This is a genomic window from Saccharopolyspora sp. NPDC002686 (genome assembly GCF_040295745.1).
In the GTDB taxonomy this organism is placed as follows: domain Bacteria; phylum Actinomycetota; class Actinomycetes; order Mycobacteriales; family Pseudonocardiaceae; genus Saccharopolyspora; species Saccharopolyspora oryzae.
Map to the genome: position 1 here is coordinate 1 of NZ_JBEOVY010000133.1, position 18,839 is coordinate 18,839.

Sequence of the window (18,839 nt, forward strand, 5' to 3'; positions counted from 1 at the left end):
TGGGGTTTTTCCCCGCCGCGCCCCCGCGAAAACCACACCCCCCTCCCCCCTAGGCGGCGCCGGCACACCCCACCCCGCGCCGCGCGGGCCCCCCCTCACCCCCGCGCGCACGGCCCAGCCCGGAGAACGAGAAGAGCCCCAGCGCTTCACCTGGTGAAACGCCGGGGCTCTTCTCGTTGTAGAGGGTCGAAGACCGGCTCTTCAGCCCTGTCGTTCGCGGCTGTGGATGAGCTCCACGCCTTCGCTTGCGAGCGACTTGATGGCGTGGAGGCCGTCGCGGCCCCACGGGCGGACCTCGCTGTCGATGACGCAGAGCGTGCCCAGCGCGGTGCCGGTGCGGTCGATCAGCGGCGCACCCAGGTAGGAGCGGACGTTCATCCGGTCCACGATGTCGTTGCCCGCGAACCGCGGGTAGTCGCAGACGTCCTCGAGCACCAGCGCGATGCCGCGCGCGATGACGTGCGGGCAGTAGCCGGTGTCCAGCGGCGCGGTGCGCATCTCCGGACCGGCGGACGCGCCCTCGTCGGGCATGGCCTGCGAGTACAGGCCGCCGACGTACTGCTGGGTCGCGCTGATGAAGTTGACCATCGCGTTGGGCACACCGAGGGTCTTCGCGACCCGCTTGGCGAACTCCTCGAACTCCGGCTCCGGGCGTTCGCCCAACCCGAGCTCTTGCAGACGCGCGGCCCGCTCCGCCCCGTGGGTGTCGACCGGGGTCAGGCGCCGGTAGCCGGATTCGTCGAAGGTCGTCATGGGGGACTCCGTTTCCAAATGGCGTCTACAGTGGACGTGATGTCAGGACGTGTTCGGTCAGCTGCACCAGCACCGATGCCGCCGAGCGGCGATCGCGCGCGTCGCACATCACGACCGGGATGTGCGGCTTGATGTCCAGAGCTTCGCGCACCTCCTCCGGGCGGTAGTGGAACCCGCCCTCGAAGTGGTTGACGGCGATGACGAAATCGATGCCGCGCTGCTCGAAGAACTCCACGGCGGCGAAGCAGTCCTCCAGCCGCCGCGTGTCGGCCAGGACCACCGCGCCCAGCGCGCCGCGCACCAGGTCCTCCCACATGAACCAGAACCGCTCCTGGCCCGGCGTGCCGAACAGGAACAGCACGATGTTCTGCGGGTCGAACGTGATGCGGCCGAAGTCCATGGCCACGGTCGTGGTCTTCTTCTCGCCGACACCGGTGAGGTCATCGGTGCCGATGCTGGCGACGGTGAGCGTTTCCTCGGTGGTCAGCGGTTCGATCTCGCTGACCGACCTGACGAACGTGGTCTTCCCGACGCCGAACCCGCCCGCGACGAGGAACTTGAACGCGGTCGGGAACAGCTCAGAGCTGTCGGAGACCATGCAGCAACGCCTCCAGTTGATCTCGGTCCGGCATCTCGGTGGGCACGCGCGTGGTGATCGCGCCCCAGTCGATGAGGTCGGACAGCAGTACTTTGGTGACCACGGCGGGCTGCCGCAGGTGGGCGGACACCTCGGCGACCGAGGTGGCGAACCGGCAGAGCTCCAGCATCTTGGCGTGGGTCGGTTCGACCCGTTCCGGCGTCAGCCGACCGGTGGCCCGCACCAGCGACTGCAGCGACAGCGTCGCGGATGGTTGGGTCCGGCCGTTGGTGAGCGAGTAGGGCCGCAGCAGGGGGCCGGCTTCGTTGTCCAGCCACATCTTGTCCGGAGGTCCCGACATCGTCACCTGCCCAGATCGCCAGCGCTTCGCGCGGCGGTGGGCTGCCGCGATGCGGTGGTGAGGTGCGAGGGCACGCGCTTGACGAGCTGGGCGATCTCGTAGCCCAGCACCGCCGCGTCCGCCTCCGGGGTGGCGAGCACGACGAGCACCGCGCCGGGGCCGGCGGCGGAGACGAAGAAGATGATGTCGTCGAACTCCGCCACCACCTGGCGGACTCCGCCACCGGCACCGAAGCGGTGACCGGCGTTGCGGGCCAGCGAGCACTGCGCGGCGGCCCAGGCCGCCAGTGCGTCGGCCTCGTCGGAATCCAGTCCGTGGTGGTATCGGCGCAGCCCGTCCGAGGAGGCCAGCAGGGCGCAGCGGGTGTGCGGAACTCGCCGCATCAGATCGGCGAGCAACCAGCTCAGGTCGGATGTTGAACCGGGCACGTCATTGGCCATCGGGGTAGAACTCCTTGTGGATCAATGCGGGGAAGGAGCGAGCGGTTCAGCCGGACTGCTCGTCGGGGTGCCGGTCGGAGTCGGCACCCTGCCGGTATGCAGCCCACAGGCCTGGGTTGGGGCCGCCACGCGGCGCTTCGTCGGCTTGGGGACCGCCGGCGAGCTCCGGGGCGACGTAGCTCTTGGACCGATCGCGCCGCGGTAGCGGCGGGCGCTTCTCGTCGATGAGGACCTTCTCCCCGGGGAACTGCCCGGTTGGGGTCGGCTCGCTCGGGAGCTGCGTTTTCGGGAACTGGGTGGTGGTGGTCGTGTCCGAAGGGCTGGTCGCCGAAATGGGCACGATCCCGGAGTGCCGCCCGTAGTTCGGTGCGGAACTCCCGTTGGAGCTGCCGGCCATGGCCTCGACGGGGGCGCGGTGCACCCCGCGGCGAGTGCCGTTCTCGGGCGCGACGACCGGTTCGGGCGCCGCGGGCCAGGCCTCGACGGCCGGCTCCGGTTCGACCGCGACGGGTTCCGGCGCGACCGGTGCCGGCTTGGCCGCCGGCTCCAGCCGGGAGGACAGGTCGGGCCGAGCGGCCGGTTCCGGCGCGGGGGCCGGTTCGGGCGCGGGTGCCGGCTTGGGCGCCGGCTCCGGGGCCACGATGGCGTCCACGGGGGACTTCACCGGCTCCGGTGCCTCGTCGTCCTCGCCGAGCAGCTTGTTCGGGATCACGATGTGGGCGTCGGTGCCGCCGTACATGTTGTTCTCGAGCTCGACGGCGACCTGGTGCCGCTGACCGATCTGCGCGACCACGTACAGGCCGATCCGGCCGTCCTTGAGCCGCTCGTCGCGGTCCACGGCGCCGGGGTTGGCGAGCAGCTCGTTCAGCTGGCGGCGGTCGGCCTGGCTCATGCCCAGACCGCGGTCCCGGATGTCGATCGCCAGTCCGGCGGTGACCCGCTGGGTGCTGACGGTGACCTGGGTGTCGGGTTCGGAGAAGGAGGTCGCGTTCTCGACGAGCTCGGCGACGAGGTGGATGACGTCGGCGACGGCGTGGCCGTGCAGCGTGCCGTCGACCGGCGGGATCACCTTGACGCGGGCGTAGTGCTCGACCTCGGCGACCGAGGAGCGCAGCACGGTGTACATCGCGACCGGCTGGCTCCACTGGCGCCGCGGCATCGAACCGCCGAGCACGGCGAGGCTTTCCGCCTGCCGGCGAACGCCGGTGACCAGGTGGTCGACGGCGAACAGGCCCTTGAGCAGGTCGGGGTCCTCGACGCGCTGCTCGAGGTCGTCGAGCCGCTGGATCGCTCGGTGCGCCAGCGACTGCACCCGGCGGGCGATGTTGGCGAACACCGCGACGCTCGGGTCGACGGCCGCGCCGCTCTCGGCGAACTGGTGCATGCGGACAACGGCGAACTCGGCCGCGGCCTGCGCCTGCCGGATCTCGTAGGACAGCAGCTCGAACGGGTCGTTGCCCGCGGGCTCGCCGGCGGGCCACTTCGGCGCGGGCTGCTCGCCCGCCTGCACCCGTTCCACCAGCCGGGGAAGTTCTTCCCGGCCCTGCGCGATCTCGCTGCGCAGCGCGTCGACCCGCTGCCGCTCGCGGCGGGCGGTGTCGTCGATGGACCGCTGGACGTCCCGGGAGGAGTCCTCGGTCCGGTGGTTGATCTCGGTGGCGGCTGCGGTGGCCTTGCGGTGGGCCGCGAAGAGCACGGCGATGCAGCCGACCGCTCCGATTCCGAGCACGGTGTACTGCAGCTCGACGGGTGTGTCGAGGGACAGCACCACTGCTGCTGCGACCGCGAGCACGAGCAGGACGGTCAGCGGGAGCAGGACCAGTCGCTGCAGCTCGGGCCGCAGGTCATCGTCCGCGTCGCGCGACGACGCGGGTAACCGGTCGGGCTCCGACGCGGTAGGAGGGAACTCAGACATCAGCGTCCTTGGTCGGGGGAGACGGCGACGGGCACCGGATGCCTGGGGGTCGGGGACGTCACCGCGGGACTACTGGTGTTTCGATTGTTGATCAACTCATCACCGGAGTGATCCTAGCGACCCTAGTGGAGATTCAGTAGCGAGGGTGTTGACCTTCGGAAACGCTTCAATTAAGCGCGGACCGGCCACCGATCGGGGTGAAACTCCTGCATGACCGCGGATCCGGCCCGGTGCGGTCGTCGCCGGGCGGGCCGCGGGCGGATCGGCGCGGGAACCGCGCGCGAACGTCGCGGTGTTCGCGGCTGACCTGTGCGAACTGGATCGGGCGCGAGCTTCGAATGGCCCGTTCGGGTGATTCTTGCGCCTCCGTTCGGCGCAATTCCAGGAGTTCTGGGTGGACCGCCGGCTGGTCGCGTGTGGACGGAACGACCGCGACCAGCCGGAACAGCCGTCAGCTCGTGATGTCCTTGCGCTGGAAGCGCCAGATCGCCAGCGCGGTGAACAGCGTCGCGTAGGTCAGCGCGGAAAAAGCGCCGTGCGTGACCTCCGTCCAGTCGACGTCCGCGCCGAGCAGGTCGGCGTAGGCGGTCGAGTAGTGCGTCGGCAGGTAGGTGCGCAGACTCCCGAGCGCGTTGATCTGGTCGAGGATCTCCGACAGGATCGACACCACGACCGCACCGCCGACCGCGCCCAGCGGCGCATCGGTGCTCACGCTCAACCACAGCGCCAGACCTGCGATCCAGGTCAGGTGCACGGCCAGGTAAGCGGTCGCCGCCGCCAGGCTCGCCAGCCCGGAGCCGAACGGCACCGATTCCCCGGTGGTGGTCACCATGTTCCCGGCGCCGTACCAGAGCACGCCCACGCCCAGCGAGATCGCGGTCAGCAGCACCAGCCCGAAGATCGACAGCAGTCCGGCGACGATCGCCTTCTGCCGCAGCAGCCGGACCCGCGGGACCGGCGCTGCCAGCAGGTACTTCAGGCTCGACCAGGACGCTTCGCTGGCCACCGTGTCGCCGAAGAACAGCGCGACCACCACGACCAGCAGGAAGCCGGTCGAGGCGAACAGGGTGAACGCGGTGAAGTTCAGCCCGCTCTCGGTGGCCATGTCGGCGAAGGTCCGCCCGCGGCCGACCGCGTCACCGATCTCGAACGACAGCAGCAGCAACACCGGCAGCACCACCAGGAAACCCAGCGTCAGCCGGGTGCGGCGGCGCCGCAGCTGGCGGGCGAACTCCACCCGCACCGGCAGCGTCCGCTTCGCGCGGTAGCCCTCGATGCCGCCGTCCGGCTGCGCGGGGTGGCTGCGCCCCGAGCGCACCAGCGCGGTCTCGGTGGTGTCCAGCTGCCCGACCTTCGCGGGCCCGCTGGTCTGCGGCTCGTCGGTCACCGTTTCTCCTCTCCGACCAGCTGCAGGAAAGCGTCCTCCAGGCGCCGCCGCGGACCCACCTGGTGCACCGAGACGCCGGCGTCGACCAGCACGTTGACCGCGATGGCCGCCTTGTGCCCGGCCAGGTCGGCGTGCACCAGGTCGCCGTCGACCTCCACCTGGCCCAGCCCCTCGATCGTGCGCAGCGCCGCGGCGGCCTGCTGCGGCTCGTCGACCCGGAAGGTCGCCTCGCCGTCGACCGAGACGATGTCGGCCACGCTGCCGGTGGTCACCAGGCGACCGTTGTGCATCACGACCACGTGGGTGCAGGTCTGCTCGACCTCGGCGAGCAGGTGGCTGGACACCAGCACCGACCGCCCGGTGGCGGCGTAGCGGCGCAGGATCTCGCGCATCTGGTGGATCTGCGGCGGGTCCAGCCCGTTGGTCGGCTCGTCGAGCACCAGCAGCTCCGGCAGGCCGAGCATGGCCTGGGCGATCGCCAACCGCTGCTTCATGCCCTGGCTGTAGGTGCGCACCCGGCGCTGCGCGGCGCTGTCCAGGCCGGCGATCTGCAGGACCTCGTCGAAGCGGGCCTGCAGCATGGGCCGTCCGGTCGCCGCCCAGTAGTAGCGCAGGTTGTCCACACCGGACAGGTGCGGCAGGAAACCGGGGGTCTCCACCAGCGCGCCGACCCGCGACAGCACCGGGGCGCCGGGGACCAGCCGGTGGCCGAAGATCCGGACCTGCCCGGAGCTCGGGTGCAGCAGTCCCAGCAGCATGCGCAGGGTCGTGGTCTTGCCCGCGCCGTTGGGGCCGAGCAGCCCCACGATCTGGCCGCGCTCGACGCGGATCGACAGGTCCTGCACGGCGGTGGGCTTGTCCGGGTAGGACTTGGTCAGCCCGGCGATCACCAGCGGCGTGTCGGACAGCATCGGGTCCAGGTCGTCGCTGCTCTTGCGGCGGATCCGCGAGATCACCCAGGCGGCCAGCACCAGCCCGGCCAGCACCCCGATGCCCACCAGCGGTTCGGCCGGCACGGCGTTGGCGCTGGTCGCGGTCCCGCGCACCGACGGGATCGTCACCTCGGCACCCCCGGCGAGCCCGACCCGGTGCACGGCGGGTTCCTTCGGCCGCGCGTAGGCCTGGTCGGTGGTCGAGACGACCAGTTCCAGGCGGTGACCGGTCTCCAGCGGGTGCACCACTCCGGGCAGCGCCACGTCGACCTCGACCGGTGTGCCGTCCGGCGGCAGGTCCGTCACGTGCAGCGGGGAGACCGCGTTGCCGATCAGGGTGCGCTTCTGGTCCGGGTCGACGTCGTAGAGCTTGGCGAACAGCACCGCGCTGCCGGTGGCGGGCTGGCCCTTCACCGAGGCCACCGACAACCGGGTTCGCGGCGTGCCGGAGATCAGCAGCTGGCTGTCCAGCGGATCGGTGCGGAACACCGCGGTCTGGCCGGGCAGGTCCCGCGCCACCGACTGGCCGAGGCTGCCCGCCGCGTCGAGCGCCTGCGAGGCGCCGGGCAGCGAACTGGTCGCCGCCGGGTTGCCGCCGGGCGGGTTGACGATTTCGGTGGCCTGGCCGTGCAGGGGCAGCGAGAAGCGCGGCACGCGCTCGGCGTCCTGCACGCCCGGGTAGGAGTCGGCGGTGATGGTGCGGACCGGGATCTCGCCGTTGCGCTGCGGGCGCCCGGCGATGTCGAACTGGAAGTCGTTCGGCTGTTCCGGCGCGGGCCCCACACCGCCGAGGTGGAAGGCGAACCAGTCGGCGATCTGCTGGCGCTGCACGGGCCCGGGTTCGGCGCCGTCGTGGCCGCCGGCGAACCAGATCGTCTTGACCTCGCCGCCGGCCGCGGTGATCTGCCGGGCGTTGGCGTCGGACTGGTCGAGGCCGAACAAGGTGTCGCGCTCGCCCTGCACCAGCAGCGTCGGCACCTTGATGCCGGCGGTCACCGACTTCGGCGAGACCCGGGCCAGCAGGTCCAGCGTCGCCTGCCCGGCGCGCCCGGTCTGCGCCACCTCGCTGTAGGCCGCGCACACCTGATCGGTGAAGTTGCCGCAGGTCAGCGGTTGCCCCTGCGGGCCGGTCGGGCCGTTCGGCGAGCTGCTCCCGGTGTCCGGCTCGTCGTGCGGTCGCGGCGCGCTCCCGGCGGCGAACAGCAGCCCGGCCCACGCCTGCTTGAACACGCCCTTGTCGTTGAACGAGCCACCGGCCGGGGTGGGGGTGGCGCGGGCCTGGCGCGCAGCGTTGTTGGGCAGCAGCGCCTGGCCGAGGTCGTTGTAGGTCATCACCGGGGCGATGGCGTCGACGCGGTGGTCGGCACCGGCCAGCATCAGGCTCAGCGCGCCGCCGTAGGACGCGCCGGTGACGCCGACCTTCGGATCGCCGTCGCCGTCGCGGGACACCTCGGGCTGGCGGGCCAGCCAGTCCAGCAGCTGCTGGGCGTCCTTGACCTCGTAGTCGGGATCGTTGAGCGCGATCTGGCCGGTGCTCCGGCCGAAACCGCGGGAGGAGTAGGTGAGCACCGTGAAGCCGCGCTGCACCAGTTCCTGGGCCTGCGTGGCGGTGTCGGCCTTGCTGCCGCCGAAGCCGTGCGCGAGCAGGATCGTCGGCGCCGGGGTCTCGGCCGGGGCGTAGAGGGTGACGTCGATCTGGATCCGCTGCGAGTCGTCGGGCCCGTCCACCACGTCGACCATCGCCTCCCGCGGACGTTCCGGGGTGGCGTGGCGCGGTTGTTCACCGTTCCACAGGAAAGCGGTGAGCACCACCACGGCGATGCAGGACAGCGCGGCCAGCGCGATGCGCGTGCGGCGACGACGGGATGCGGACACGTTTTCGACAGTAGGGGAAGAGGGGAGCACCGGTTCGTATCCAGACGAGTGCGAAGACCAAGAAGCTATGAACCAGAGACCAAACAGAAACCGGACACCTCGTCGTGCCCGCCATCGGGTCGTTGCCGCATCCCCGCGTGCGGTCCCGGCTGGGACCGGGTCCGGGTGATCATAACGGTGATCGGCGGGAGGACAAGGCCCGATCCGGCCGCCGTCGGGACACCACCGGCGTGTCCAGCGTTGCTCCTGGGGGATATGCCCATTACGGTCCGTGCGTGATGTTCGTTGCTTGTGGTGGCCCCCGGCTGGTGTCGAGGGGTGCGCATAAGTGACAATCTTGGCAAGTGGAGGGGAGTATTCCTTCGCGGCGGCGTCGTCATCACGGAACTTGCCAGGACAAGCCCGGTGCCGTCGACCGGCTGCCAAGCCGGTGGAAGAGACCTCCGGTCCTTTGGCGTACGCCCTGAACCGGAGGTGACCATGGGTGCCGACGTGACGTTGTTGGCCCAGCAGGCATCACGAGCCGCTGACCGGCTCGACATCCCGTGGTGGATCTGGGCCGCCACGCTCGGCGGTTTGGCCCTGCTGCTGCTGATCGACCTGGTGATCGTGGACCGCAAGCCGCACGAGGTCACCACGGGCGAGGCGGCGCGCTGGGTCACCTTCTACGTCGCTTGCGCGGTGGCGTTCGGCGTCGGTGTCTGGATCTTCGGCGATGGGCACTTCGCCATCCAGTACTTCACCGGTTACATCACCGAGTACTCGCTGAGCATCGACAACCTGTTCATCTTCATGGTGATCATGTCGAGCTTCGCGGTCCCGTCGATCCACCAGCACCGCGTGCTGCTGATCGGCATCCTGCTGGCGCTGGTGATGCGAGGTGCCTTCATCGCCGTGGGCGCCGCGCTGATCGAGCAGTTCGTCTGGATCTTCTTCATCTTCGGCGCGTTCCTGATCTGGACCGCCGTCAGCATGGTGCGCAAGAAGGACGAGGACGAGGAGTACAAGGAGAACGCCGTCGTCCGCTGGGTGCGCAAGGTGTTCCCGGTGACCGATGACTACCACGGACACAAGTCGGTCGTGAAGATCGACGGCAAGAAGTTCCTGACCCCGATGTTCGTGGTCATCGTCGCGATCGGCAGCGCCGACCTGCTGTTCGCCGTCGACTCGATCCCGGCGATCTTCGGCATCACCCAGGACCCGTTCCTGGTCTTCACCGCCAACGCCTTCGCGCTGATGGGGCTGCGGCAGCTGTACTTCCTGCTCGGCGGCCTGGTGGACAAGCTGATCTACCTGTCGGTGGGCTTGGCCGTGATCCTCGGCTTCATCGGCATCAAGCTGATCATCCACGCGTTCCACGAGTACCACCTGGTGCCGGAGTGGCTGGAGATCACCAACTGGATGTCGCTGAGCTTCATCGTCCTGGTCCTGGCGATCACGACCTGGGCGAGCCTGGCCAAGGCCAAGAAGAACGGCGAGGTCGAATCGGAGGCGGAGCAGGCCGAGAAGGCCTGACCCGAACCAAGGTGCCCGGAGCTCAGCGGAGCTCCGGGCACCTTCGCGTTTCAGGCCAGCGGCTCGAACGTCAGTCCAGGAGGGTGTAGCTGAGTTCTTTGCACACCCGTCCCAGGGGTACGTCCAGGCCCGGGTGGCTCAGCGGGAGCAGGACGTCGGGGGAGTCGGGCAGGGCCGTGGCCGCCGGGGGATCCCAGAGGCACAGCGACGGGCTGCCCGCGTCCATCGAGGAGCGGTACCAGAGGCCGTCGAGCTCCGGGTAGGCCGCGCGGATGCCGCGGGCCCACGCCTGGGTGCGCAGCTTGGGTCCGGTGGCGATCGCCTGCGAGGCGCCGGCGCGGGTCGGCCACAGGCCGGTCAGGTCGAGCAGGCGCAGCGTCCGACGTGGACGGAACAGCACCAGCTGCGGGCTGCGGGACCGGCGGTCCACTGTGGAAGTCGCTTGGAACACCTCTGCGATGCAGGTCTGCACCGACAGCGAGAAGTACAGGACGCCGTGCTCGCGCGTGACCGTCGGCCCGCCCTGCGCGTTGGGCAGGTGCGGGTCGAACCGGGCGTGCGGCAGCGGACCCGCGTAGCGGAAGCTGTTCCACTGCTGGGGGTGGTTGCCCCCGGTGGTGAAAACGCGCACGAGGCGAGTACCGGCCGGCACCGCGATGACGTCTTCGGTGCGCCGGAGCATCGCCTGCAGCACAGCGGGCGCAGGCGGCTGGGGTAGCCGTGCCATGGAGGTCCTGGATCGAGTTCTCGGTGGATGGGGTGTGCGATCAGGCCGGGGTGCCGATGGTGGCGGCGAGCTCGGCCACCCGCTGCGGGTCGCCGCCTGCCAGCAGCCACTCGCGCGGGCTCGCGGGGCGGTCCCCGAGTTCGAGGTCCTCCTGCGGCGTGGTCATGAAGTTGGCCAGCACCAGCGAGGGTTGGTCCACCGGCATCAGCGCGAGCACCACGTCCAGGCCGGGCAGCGCGTCGGTGTCGGTGAACTGCCACGCGGGCAGCCGCCAGCCACCGCGGTCCTTCCAGCCGATCAGGCGGCGTTCGCTGATCCGGTGCCGGATGCGGCTGGTGTCCACCCCGATCCGCTCGGCGGCCTGGTTGACCGACAGCGCGGTGTCGCGCAGCACCGCCTGCTCGGCGACGGTGCGCGCACGGGGGTCGACTTCGGCGTCGCTGAGCGGCGTCAGGTCCAGCCCCGCCTCGCTCAGGGCGGCCCGTTCCGCGTCGGTGAAGTGCGCGGCTGGGTCTCCCTGGGGCGAGGTGAGCTTCTTGGCTGCATCCTCGACCAGTGTCAGGAATTCGTTGGCGGTGACCTTTAAACCGGCTCGTGCCAACACGGTCTCCAGCGCGGCTGACATGCCTCCAGGGTAGCGCGGTACGGCAGAAATGTGTGCGCGAACGTGCGCCTGGTGCGGAATCTCACTTTTCGTAGCATGTGGATTGCGGACTGTGACGATCGCGCGACTCCGGTCGGGTTGCGGAGCACCGTGATCGTGGGCCGAATGCCCGACCGGAGTCGTTCTTGATTACGGCAGCGTGTCCAAATGCGCCCGGACCGGGTCCGAGAAGGCGTTGCCGCTGCTGGCATCCCAGTTGATGGACCAGGTCATGACGCCGCTGAGCTCGGGGTGCGGTTGGTCCGGGGTGTACTGACCGCAGTCCTTCGCGGCGGTCAGGCAGTTCAGCGCGTTGCCGACCACCGCGGGCTCCACGTACCCGCTGCCCGCTGCCGACGGCGCGGCGGGCAGGCCCAGCGAGACCTGGTCCGGTCGCAGCACCTGAAGCAGGCCGCAGGCCTGGGCGGTGATGAAGTCGACCGAGCCCTGGCTGTACACCTGGCCGTCGCAGCCGTTCATCGAACCCGAGTTGTAGTACTGGGTGTGCACGACGGTGATGACGTCCTTGAGGTTGCCGATCAGCTCCAGGTAGCTGCCGCCGGGCTGCACGTCGAGGGTCTGCGGGGCCATGGTCAGCAGGAATCCGTCGCCCACCTGTTCGCGCAACCGCTGAACGGCGGTGGTGGCGTTGGGGACGTTGAAGCCGTGCTCCAGGTCGATGTCCAGCCCGTCGATCCCGTAGTCCGCCAAGATCTTCCCGACGGAATCGACGAAGTTGGCGACGTTCGCCTCGGAACCCAGGTCGACGTTGCCCAGTTCGCCGCCGATGGAGAGCACGAACGACTTGCCCTCGGACTTCTTCGCCGCGATGTCGGCCTTGAGCTGGTCGTCCGTGTAGCCGCCGAGCGCGGTGGAGAGCTCCGGGTCGACGTTGAAGGTGACCGCGCCCGGGCGGGCCGGGTCGGCGTTGGCGAAGGCCAGGGCGATCAGGTCGTAGTTCGGCGAGATGTCGCTGACCTTGAGCGGCTTGGCGTTGTTGGTGAAGTTCTGCCAGTAGCCGGTGAGCTGGTGCTTCGGGAGCGCCTGCGGCGCGTCGGCCGTCGCGGTCGGGGCGAGGGCGAGCGCGGTCAGGGCCGCCGCGGCCAGGGCGGCCAGGCGTTTCTTCATGCGGACCTCCGGGGGATTCGTACCGGATGCGTCTTCGCAAAATGGACTAGACCAGCTGGGCGGTCAACGGTTTGGCGATGTTGCGAAGCGGGGGAGGGTTGACGCGGCGGGGTGTGGGTCGTTGACTGGACGTACCGACTGGTCGGTCTCAACGTGGAGGTGGCGTGTTGGTCAGCCCTTACGACGCACGGCCGTGGCTGGAGCTCTACGCGGGCGAGATCCCCGAAACGATCGAACCGCGGTTCGGCAGCCTGCTCGAGGTGTTCGCCGCCGCGTGCCGCGAGCACCCGCACCGGGTCGCCACCACCTACTTCGACGGCCGGCTCAGCTTCCGCGAGCTCGACGAGCTCAGCGACGGGCTGGCGCAGCACTTCGTCGACGAGGGCGTCGCCGTCGGCGACCGGATCGCGGTGTACCTGCAGAACGTGCCGCAGTTCGCGATCGCGCTGCTGGCCGGGTGGAAGGCCGGGGCGATCGTGGTCCCGCTCAACCCGATGTACCGGAGCCGCGAGCTGACCCGGATCCTCGCCGACGCGCGGCCCACCGCGGTGGTCTCCTCCGAGCAGGGCTGGCACGACGTGCTCGGCGAGCTGGCCGGACCCGCCGGGGTGCGCGTCGCGGTCACCACCAGCGAGCTGGACCTGCAGACCCGCCACGACCCGCGGCTGTTCAGCCGCATCGAGCGGCGCCCCGCGGCCGGGTGCGCGGACCTGCTCGCCGTCGCGCGGGCCAACGCGGGGAGGCGGCCGCCCGCGGTGACACCGTCCAGTTCGGACACCGCGCTGCTGGTCTACACCTCCGGCACCAGCGGAGTTCCCAAGGGCGCCACCAACACCCACGGCAACGTGGTGTTCAACTCCGAAGGCGTCGCCGTCCGGCTCCGGGAGACCGGCGGGAACGGGATCTTCGCGCTCGCACCGCTGTTCCACATCACCGGACTGGTCTGCCAGCTCGGCGGTGCGCTGGCCGCCGGGCGCCAGCTGGACCTGGCCTACCGCTTCGAGCCCGGCGTGGTGCTCGACGTGCTCGCCGAACACCGGCCCAGCTACATGGTCGGCCCGTCCACCGCGTACATGGCGCTGATGAACCACCCGGAGGTCACCGCCGACCACTTCTCGTCGCTGGAGCTGGTGCACTCCGGCGGGGCGCCGCTGCCGCCGGCGGTGGTCGAGGCGTTCCGCGAGCGGTTCGGCCACTACATCCGCAACGGCTACGGGCTCACCGAGACCACTGCGACCGCGACTTCGGTGCCGCCGCACCTGGAAGCTCCGGTGGACGAGGCCTCGGGCACCCTCAGCGTCGGGTTGCCGACCTTCGACGCGGTGGTGCGCATCGTCGACGACGAGGGCGCCGAGCTGCCGGTGGGGGAGGTCGGCGAGATCGTCATCGAAGGACCGATGGTGGTGCCGTCCTACTGGGACAAGCCCGAGGAGACGGCGGCCGGGATCCGCGACGGCCGGCTGCACACCGGCGACGTCGGGTTCATGGACGCCCAGGGCTGGTTCTACGTGGTGGACCGCAAGAAGGACATGATCAACGCCTCCGGGTTCAAGGTGTGGCCGCGCGAGGTGGAGGACGTCCTCTACGGACACCCGGCGGTGCGCGAGGTCGCCGTCGTCGGCGTGCCCGACGCCTACCGGGGCGAGACGGTCAAGGCGTTCGTGAGCCTGAGCCGCGGCCGGACGGCGGAACCCGAGGAGCTCGTCGAGCACTGCAAGAAGCAGCTGGCCGCCTACAAGTACCCGCGCAGCGTCGAAATCCTCGACGAGCTGCCGAAGACGGCCACTGGCAAGATCCTGCGCCGCCAACTCCGCGACACCGCTCGCGCGGCGGAGTAGCGGCACCGGGGGTACGCAAATTCCATTGAAATCGGACGTCTGATTTCCATTGAAATCGCGTGAACGGCGGAGAGGAAGGACGTAGATGAGCAAGCGTTTCGACGGTCGGGTGGCGGTCGTGACCGGTGCCAGCCGGGGCATCGGCCTGGCCATCGCCGAGCGGCTGGTGGCCGAGGGCGCGAAGGTGACCTTGACCGCGCGCAAGCCCGAACCGCTGGCCGAGGCGGTGGAGGGGCTGGGTGGCGCCGAGCACGCGCTCGGCATCGCGGGCAAGGCCGACGACACCGAGCACCAGGCCGAAGCGGTGGCCAAGACGGTCGAGGCGTTCGGCCGGGTGGACGTGCTGGTCAACAACACCGGCATCAACCCGGCCTACGGCCCGCTGCTGGACGTGGACCCCGGTGTCGCGCGCAAGTCCTTCGAGGTCAACGTGCTCGCCGCGCTGTCGTGGACCCAGCAGGTCCACCGGGCGTGGATGGGCGAGCACGGCGGTTCGGTGCTCAACGTGTCCTCCGTGGCCGGTGTGCGGCCTGCGCCGGGGATCGGTTTCTACGGCGCCACCAAGGCGATGCTGTCCTACATCACCAAGGACCTCGCGGTGGAGCTCGGTCCGAAGGTCCGGGTCAACGCGATCGCTCCGGCGGTGGTCAAGACGAAGTTCGCCACCGCGCTCTACGAAGGCCGCGAGGACGAGGTCGCCGCGCAGTACCCGTTGCAGCGCTTGGGAATTCCGTCCGACATCAGCGGTGCGGCGGCGTTCCTGCTCTCCGAGGAGGCGTCCTGGATCACCGGCCAGGTGCTGGTGCTCGACGGCGGCGTGACGTTGACGGGCGGTGTGTGAGGTGCAGCTGGCCGGTTCAGCGGTGGTGATCACCGGTGCGGGCAACGGCATCGGTGCGGCGATGGCCCGCAAGTTCTCCGCGCTCGGAGCGCAGGTCGTGCTGGCCGATGTGGACACCGAAGGCGTCCAGCGGGTCGCGGCGGAGGTCGGCGGCCTGGCGGTGCCGGGCGATGCCGCGAGCGAGGACGGGGTGCGAACGCTGGTCGACGCCGCTCTCGCCGAGCACGGGCGGATCGACCTGTTCTGCGCCAACGCCGGGATCTCCCGCGGCGGAGGCCCGGAGGCCGACGAGGCGGCGTGGGCCGATTCCTGGGACGTCAACGTCATGGCGCACGTCCGCGCCGCCCGCGCGCTGCTCCCGCACTGGCTGGAGCGGGGGAGCGGGCACTTCCTGGCCACGGTGTCGGCTGCGGGGCTGCTGACGATGCTGCAGGCCGCGCCGTACTCGGTGACCAAGCACGCGGCGCTCGGCTTCGCCGAATGGCTGGCGATCACCTACGCGGACAAGGGCATCACCGCGCAGGCCCTGTGCCCGCAGGGCGTGCGCACGAACATGCTCGGCAGCAGCGGGCAGGCGGGCAAGACGCTGCTCGACGATGGAGCGCTGGAACCGGAGCAGGTCGCCGACCTGGTCGCCGACTCGCTGGACAGCGGCGAGTTCCTGATCCTGCCGCACCCGGAGGTCGCCGACTACTACGCGTTGCGCGCCGCCCAGCCGCAGCGGTGGCAGGCGGGCATGCGCAAGCTCCAGCGCAAGCTGGGATGACGGGCGGATCCTCGCCGGTCCGCGGCGCAGCGGACCGGCGGGTCGATACGCTGAGCGGGGATCGACAGGGGAGGTTGACATGGCGCGGGTGGCCAACGGCCGCACCACCGCCGCGACGGCGGCAGGTGACGAGCCGGTCCCGCAGCGGTTGCTCTCGGTGGCGACGAAGTTGTTCGCCGAGCAGGGCTACGAACTGACCTCGGTGCAGCAGATCGTGGACGCGGCCGGGGTCACCAAGGGGGCGATGTACCACTACTTCGGCTCCAAGGACGACCTGCTCTACGAGATCTACGCGCGGGTGCTGCGGGTGCAGCACGCGCGGATGGAGAGCGCGGCCGACAGCGACTCCCCGGTGCAGGAGCGGCTGCACGCCGTGGCCGCCGACGTCGTCGCGACCACGGCGGCGAACCTGGACGACACGAAGATCTTCTTCCGCTCCATGCACCTGCTGCACGCGGACAAGCAGACCGAGGTCCGCGCGGAGCGCCGCCGCTACCACGAGCGGGTGTGCGCGCTGATCGAAGAGGGGCAGCGCGACGGGGTGTTCCGGACCGACAAGTCGCCGGACCTGGTGGTGGACTTCTTCTTCGGCGCGGTGCACCACCTGGGCACCTGGTTCCGCCAGGACGGCGAGCTCACCGGGGAGGACGTCGGGGAGCAGTTCGCCGATCTGCTGCTGGCCTCGCTGCGCCCGTGATCCCGGTGCGGTCCAACGGTTTTCGCTGATCTTCCGGGCTTGACCGCGCAGTGCCGAGGTGCGAGATTCCAGGCAGTCGCGGCAAGGAACACCGCTGGCGGGAAAGGGGTGGTCAGATGAGCAGCTACGCGCAGCGTCCTTGGCTCGCCCACTACGGGAACCTCCCGGCGGACATCGAGGTCGAGCACGGCACCGCGCTCGACCTGTTCCGCGCCGCAGTGGCCCGCGCACCGGGGACCGCGGCGATCCGCTACTTCGACGGGCAGCTCACCCTGGCCGACGTGGACTCGGCATCCGACGCGCTCGCGGTCGCGTTGCAGGACAACGGTTTTCGACCGGGCGACCGGCTCGGCGTCTACGTGCAGAACAACCCCGCGTTCGTGGTCGCGGTGGTGGCCGCGTGGAAGGCCGGGGGAGCGGCCGTGGTCATCAATCCGATGAACAAGGCGCGGGAGCTGTCCTACCTCCTGACCGATTCGGGCGCCACCGCGTTGGTCTGCCTGGACGAGCTGCTCCCGGTCGCACGGCAGGTGCTCGATTCGGGCGTCACGAAGGTCTCGACCGTCATCACCTGCTCGGCGCGCGATTGGCAGACCCGCGACGATCCCCGCGTCATGCCGCAGGCGGAGGTGGACCGCGGGCAGGCGCTGGACCTGCTCGGACTCGTCGACCGGTACGCCGGTCGAACCCCGGTGGCCGACCCGCCATCGCCCTCCGACGTCGCCGTCCTCACCTACACCTCCGGCACGACCGGTGAGCCCAAGGGTGCGATGAACACCCACGCCGTGATCGCGTTCAACGCGCAGGCCTTCCGGGACTGGATGGGCATTACCCCGACCGACAGCGTCCTGGGCGTCGCTCCGCTGTTCCACATCACGGGTCTGGTCGGGCACTTCGCGCTGAGCCTGCTCGTGCCGTGCCCGCTGGTGCTGGTCCACCGGTTCCAGCCGGAGGTCGTCCTGGACGCGATCCGCGAGCACCGCCCCACGTTCACCATCGGCGCCATCACCGCGTTCATCAGCCTGTCCGCGGTGGAAGGGGTGTCGGCCGAGGACTTCCGCTCGTTCCGGCTGGTCTACTCGGGTGGCGCGCCGGTGCCGCCGGCGGTGAACCAGCAGTTCCAGGACCGGACCGGCCACTACATCCACAACGCCTACGGCCTGACCGAGACCACGTCGATCACCCACCTCGTCCCGCCGGGCACGCGCGCACCGGTGGACCCGGCGTCCGGCGCGCTGTCGATCGGACTGCCCATCTTCGGCACGGCGGTGCGGATCCTCGACGACGCCGGTGCGGAAGCCCCGGTCGGCCAGGTGGGCGAGATCGCGATCGCCGGGCCCCAGGTGGTGCCCGGTTACTGGCGCAAGCCCGAGGCCACCGCGTCGGCGCTGCCGGACGGCGAAATGCGCACGGGCGACGTCGGTTTCATGGACGCCGACGGCTGGTTCTTCGCGGTGGACCGCAAGAAGGACATGATCAACGCGGCCGGCTACAAGGTCTGGCCCCGGGAGGTGGAGGACGTCCTCTACACCCACCCGGCGGTCCTGGAGGCAGCGGTGGTCGGTGTCCCGGACACCTATCGGGGCGAGTCGGTGAAGGCCTTCGTCACCCTGAAACCGGGCACCTCGGCCACCCCGGACGACCTGATCGCCCACTGCCGCAACGAGATGGCGGCCTACAAGTACCCGCGCGAGATCGAAATCCTCCCGGAACTCCCGAAGACCCCGACGGGCAAGATCCTCCGCCGCCACCTCCGCGACCGCTGACGGCGGTTCAGCGGGGAGGGCGCGTCCGCACGTGAAAGATCTTCATTTACTCCTGTCGTTTCAGTGTCAACCAAAATAAATTCGCAGGAGCTTCGGGGCGAGATCAGTTCGCCAGGAGGGTGTCCGGACCGGCAGCCGGTCCGGACACCCTTCGCAGTCAGAAGACGACTCGGGTGAGGCCTTCGGCGACGCAGGCCGGTTTCGTCGCGCCTTCGATCTCGATGGTGGACTTGATCGTCAGCTGCACGCCGCCTTCGACCTCGGTGACGTCGGCGAGCTCGGCGACCGAGCGGATGCGGGCGCCGACCGGGACCGGGCTGGGGAAGCGGACCTTGTTCAGGCCGTAGTTGATCCCCATCTTCGCGCCCTCGAACCGGTAGTTCTGCGAGTTGAGCTTCGAGAGCAGGCTCAGGGTGAGGAAGCCGTGCGCGATCGGCGCCCCGAACGGTCCCTGCTCGGCGCGTTCGACGTCGACGTGGATCCACTGGTGGTCCAGGGTGGCGTCGGCGAACTGGTTCACCTGCTCCTGGGTGATGGTCAGCCACTCGCTGCTGCCCAGCGGCTCGCCCTTGGCCGCCATGATCTCTTCCTTGCTCGTGAACACTCGCACTGCGGGAACCTCCTGTGTGGACGGTGGGGGTCGTGAGTGCGTAACAGTGTTCGAACACTGTTACGCAC

Annotated in this window: 17 protein-coding genes; 6 read left to right on the forward strand and 11 right to left on the reverse strand. The window is 70.0% G+C overall.

Annotated elements, in window-relative coordinates:
- Positions 1-201: 201 nt before the first annotated feature.
- The 7 genes from ABTZ89_RS18945 to ABTZ89_RS18975 form a co-directional block, all read right to left on the reverse strand.
- The gene (locus ABTZ89_RS18945) at positions 202-753 is read right to left on the reverse strand and encodes a GAF domain-containing protein (protein ID WP_270951638.1); all 552 of its coding nucleotides are present in this window, start codon (positions 751-753) and stop codon (positions 202-204) included.
- 25 nt (positions 754-778) lie between these two features.
- The gene (locus ABTZ89_RS18950; RefSeq protein WP_270951637.1) at positions 779-1,351 is read right to left on the reverse strand and encodes a GTP-binding protein; all 573 of its coding nucleotides are present in this window, start codon (positions 1,349-1,351) and stop codon (positions 779-781) included.
- Positions 1,332-1,691 (reverse strand): DUF742 domain-containing protein, encoded by a 360-nt coding sequence (locus tag ABTZ89_RS18955; protein ID WP_270951636.1) that lies wholly within the window; start codon positions 1,689-1,691, stop codon positions 1,332-1,334. Before ABTZ89_RS18955 ends, ABTZ89_RS18950 begins: the two co-directional genes overlap by 20 nt.
- Positions 1,692-1,693: 2 nt before the next feature.
- On the reverse strand, positions 1,694-2,131 hold the full coding sequence (locus ABTZ89_RS18960; protein WP_270951635.1) for a roadblock/LC7 domain-containing protein: 438 nt from the start codon (positions 2,129-2,131) through the stop codon (positions 1,694-1,696).
- Between the two features lie 46 nt (positions 2,132-2,177).
- Positions 2,178-4,046 (reverse strand): sensor histidine kinase, encoded by a 1,869-nt coding sequence (locus ABTZ89_RS18965; RefSeq protein ID WP_351046329.1) that lies wholly within the window; start codon positions 4,044-4,046, stop codon positions 2,178-2,180.
- Between the two features lie 451 nt (positions 4,047-4,497).
- Positions 4,498-5,388: an ABC transporter permease gene (locus ABTZ89_RS18970; RefSeq protein WP_351046348.1), complete on the reverse strand. Its 891-nt coding sequence runs from the start codon at positions 5,386-5,388 to the stop codon at positions 4,498-4,500.
- A gap of 41 nt (positions 5,389-5,429) precedes the next feature.
- A complete protein-coding gene (locus ABTZ89_RS18975; RefSeq protein WP_502949564.1) occupies positions 5,430-8,240 on the reverse strand; it encodes an alpha/beta fold hydrolase in 2,811 nt (936 codons plus the stop codon).
- A gap of 480 nt (positions 8,241-8,720) precedes the next feature.
- Here ABTZ89_RS18975 and ABTZ89_RS18980 point away from each other — a divergent pair, with 480 nt between their 5' ends.
- Positions 8,721-9,755: a TerC family protein gene (locus ABTZ89_RS18980; protein WP_351046332.1), complete on the forward strand. Its 1,035-nt coding sequence runs from the start codon at positions 8,721-8,723 to the stop codon at positions 9,753-9,755.
- A 70-nt stretch (positions 9,756-9,825) separates the two neighbouring features.
- Here ABTZ89_RS18980 and ABTZ89_RS18985 read toward each other — a convergent pair whose 3' ends face one another.
- The 3 genes from ABTZ89_RS18985 to ABTZ89_RS18995 form a co-directional block, all read right to left on the reverse strand.
- Positions 9,826-10,482, reverse strand: coding sequence for an RES family NAD+ phosphorylase (locus tag ABTZ89_RS18985; RefSeq protein ID WP_270951632.1), 657 nt, complete (start codon positions 10,480-10,482; stop codon positions 9,826-9,828).
- A gap of 40 nt (positions 10,483-10,522) precedes the next feature.
- Complete coding sequence (locus ABTZ89_RS18990) at positions 10,523-11,107, reverse strand: DNA-binding protein (RefSeq protein ID WP_270951631.1); 585 nt, start codon at positions 11,105-11,107, stop codon at positions 10,523-10,525.
- A gap of 168 nt (positions 11,108-11,275) precedes the next feature.
- Positions 11,276-12,253: a chitinase gene (locus tag ABTZ89_RS18995; protein ID WP_270951630.1), complete on the reverse strand. Its 978-nt coding sequence runs from the start codon at positions 12,251-12,253 to the stop codon at positions 11,276-11,278.
- Between the two features lie 167 nt (positions 12,254-12,420).
- Between ABTZ89_RS18995 and ABTZ89_RS19000 the strand changes: the two genes are divergently transcribed.
- The 5 genes from ABTZ89_RS19000 to ABTZ89_RS19020 all read left to right on the forward strand — a co-directional run bounded on the left by ABTZ89_RS19000 (position 12,421) and on the right by ABTZ89_RS19020 (position 18,161).
- Positions 12,421-14,091, forward strand: coding sequence for a class I adenylate-forming enzyme family protein (locus ABTZ89_RS19000; protein ID WP_502949565.1), 1,671 nt, complete (start codon positions 12,421-12,423; stop codon positions 14,089-14,091).
- 85 nt (positions 14,092-14,176) lie between these two features.
- Positions 14,177-14,932 (forward strand): SDR family oxidoreductase, encoded by a 756-nt coding sequence (locus tag ABTZ89_RS19005; RefSeq protein WP_270951629.1) that lies wholly within the window; start codon positions 14,177-14,179, stop codon positions 14,930-14,932.
- A complete protein-coding gene (locus ABTZ89_RS19010; protein WP_351046341.1) occupies positions 14,925-15,698 on the forward strand; it encodes an SDR family oxidoreductase in 774 nt (257 codons plus the stop codon). The genes ABTZ89_RS19005 and ABTZ89_RS19010 overlap by 8 nt, the downstream gene beginning before the upstream one ends.
- A gap of 79 nt (positions 15,699-15,777) precedes the next feature.
- Positions 15,778-16,395, forward strand: a complete 618-nt coding sequence (locus ABTZ89_RS19015) for a TetR/AcrR family transcriptional regulator (protein ID WP_270951627.1) — start codon at positions 15,778-15,780, stop codon at positions 16,393-16,395.
- Between the two features lie 116 nt (positions 16,396-16,511).
- Complete coding sequence (locus tag ABTZ89_RS19020) at positions 16,512-18,161, forward strand: AMP-binding protein (protein ID WP_351046345.1); 1,650 nt, start codon at positions 16,512-16,514, stop codon at positions 18,159-18,161.
- 157 nt (positions 18,162-18,318) lie between these two features.
- Here the strand turns inward: ABTZ89_RS19020 and ABTZ89_RS19025 are convergent, their stop codons facing one another.
- A complete protein-coding gene (locus ABTZ89_RS19025) occupies positions 18,319-18,771 on the reverse strand; it encodes a MaoC family dehydratase (protein WP_270951625.1) in 453 nt (150 codons plus the stop codon).
- Between the last annotated feature and the right edge of the window lie 68 nt (positions 18,772-18,839).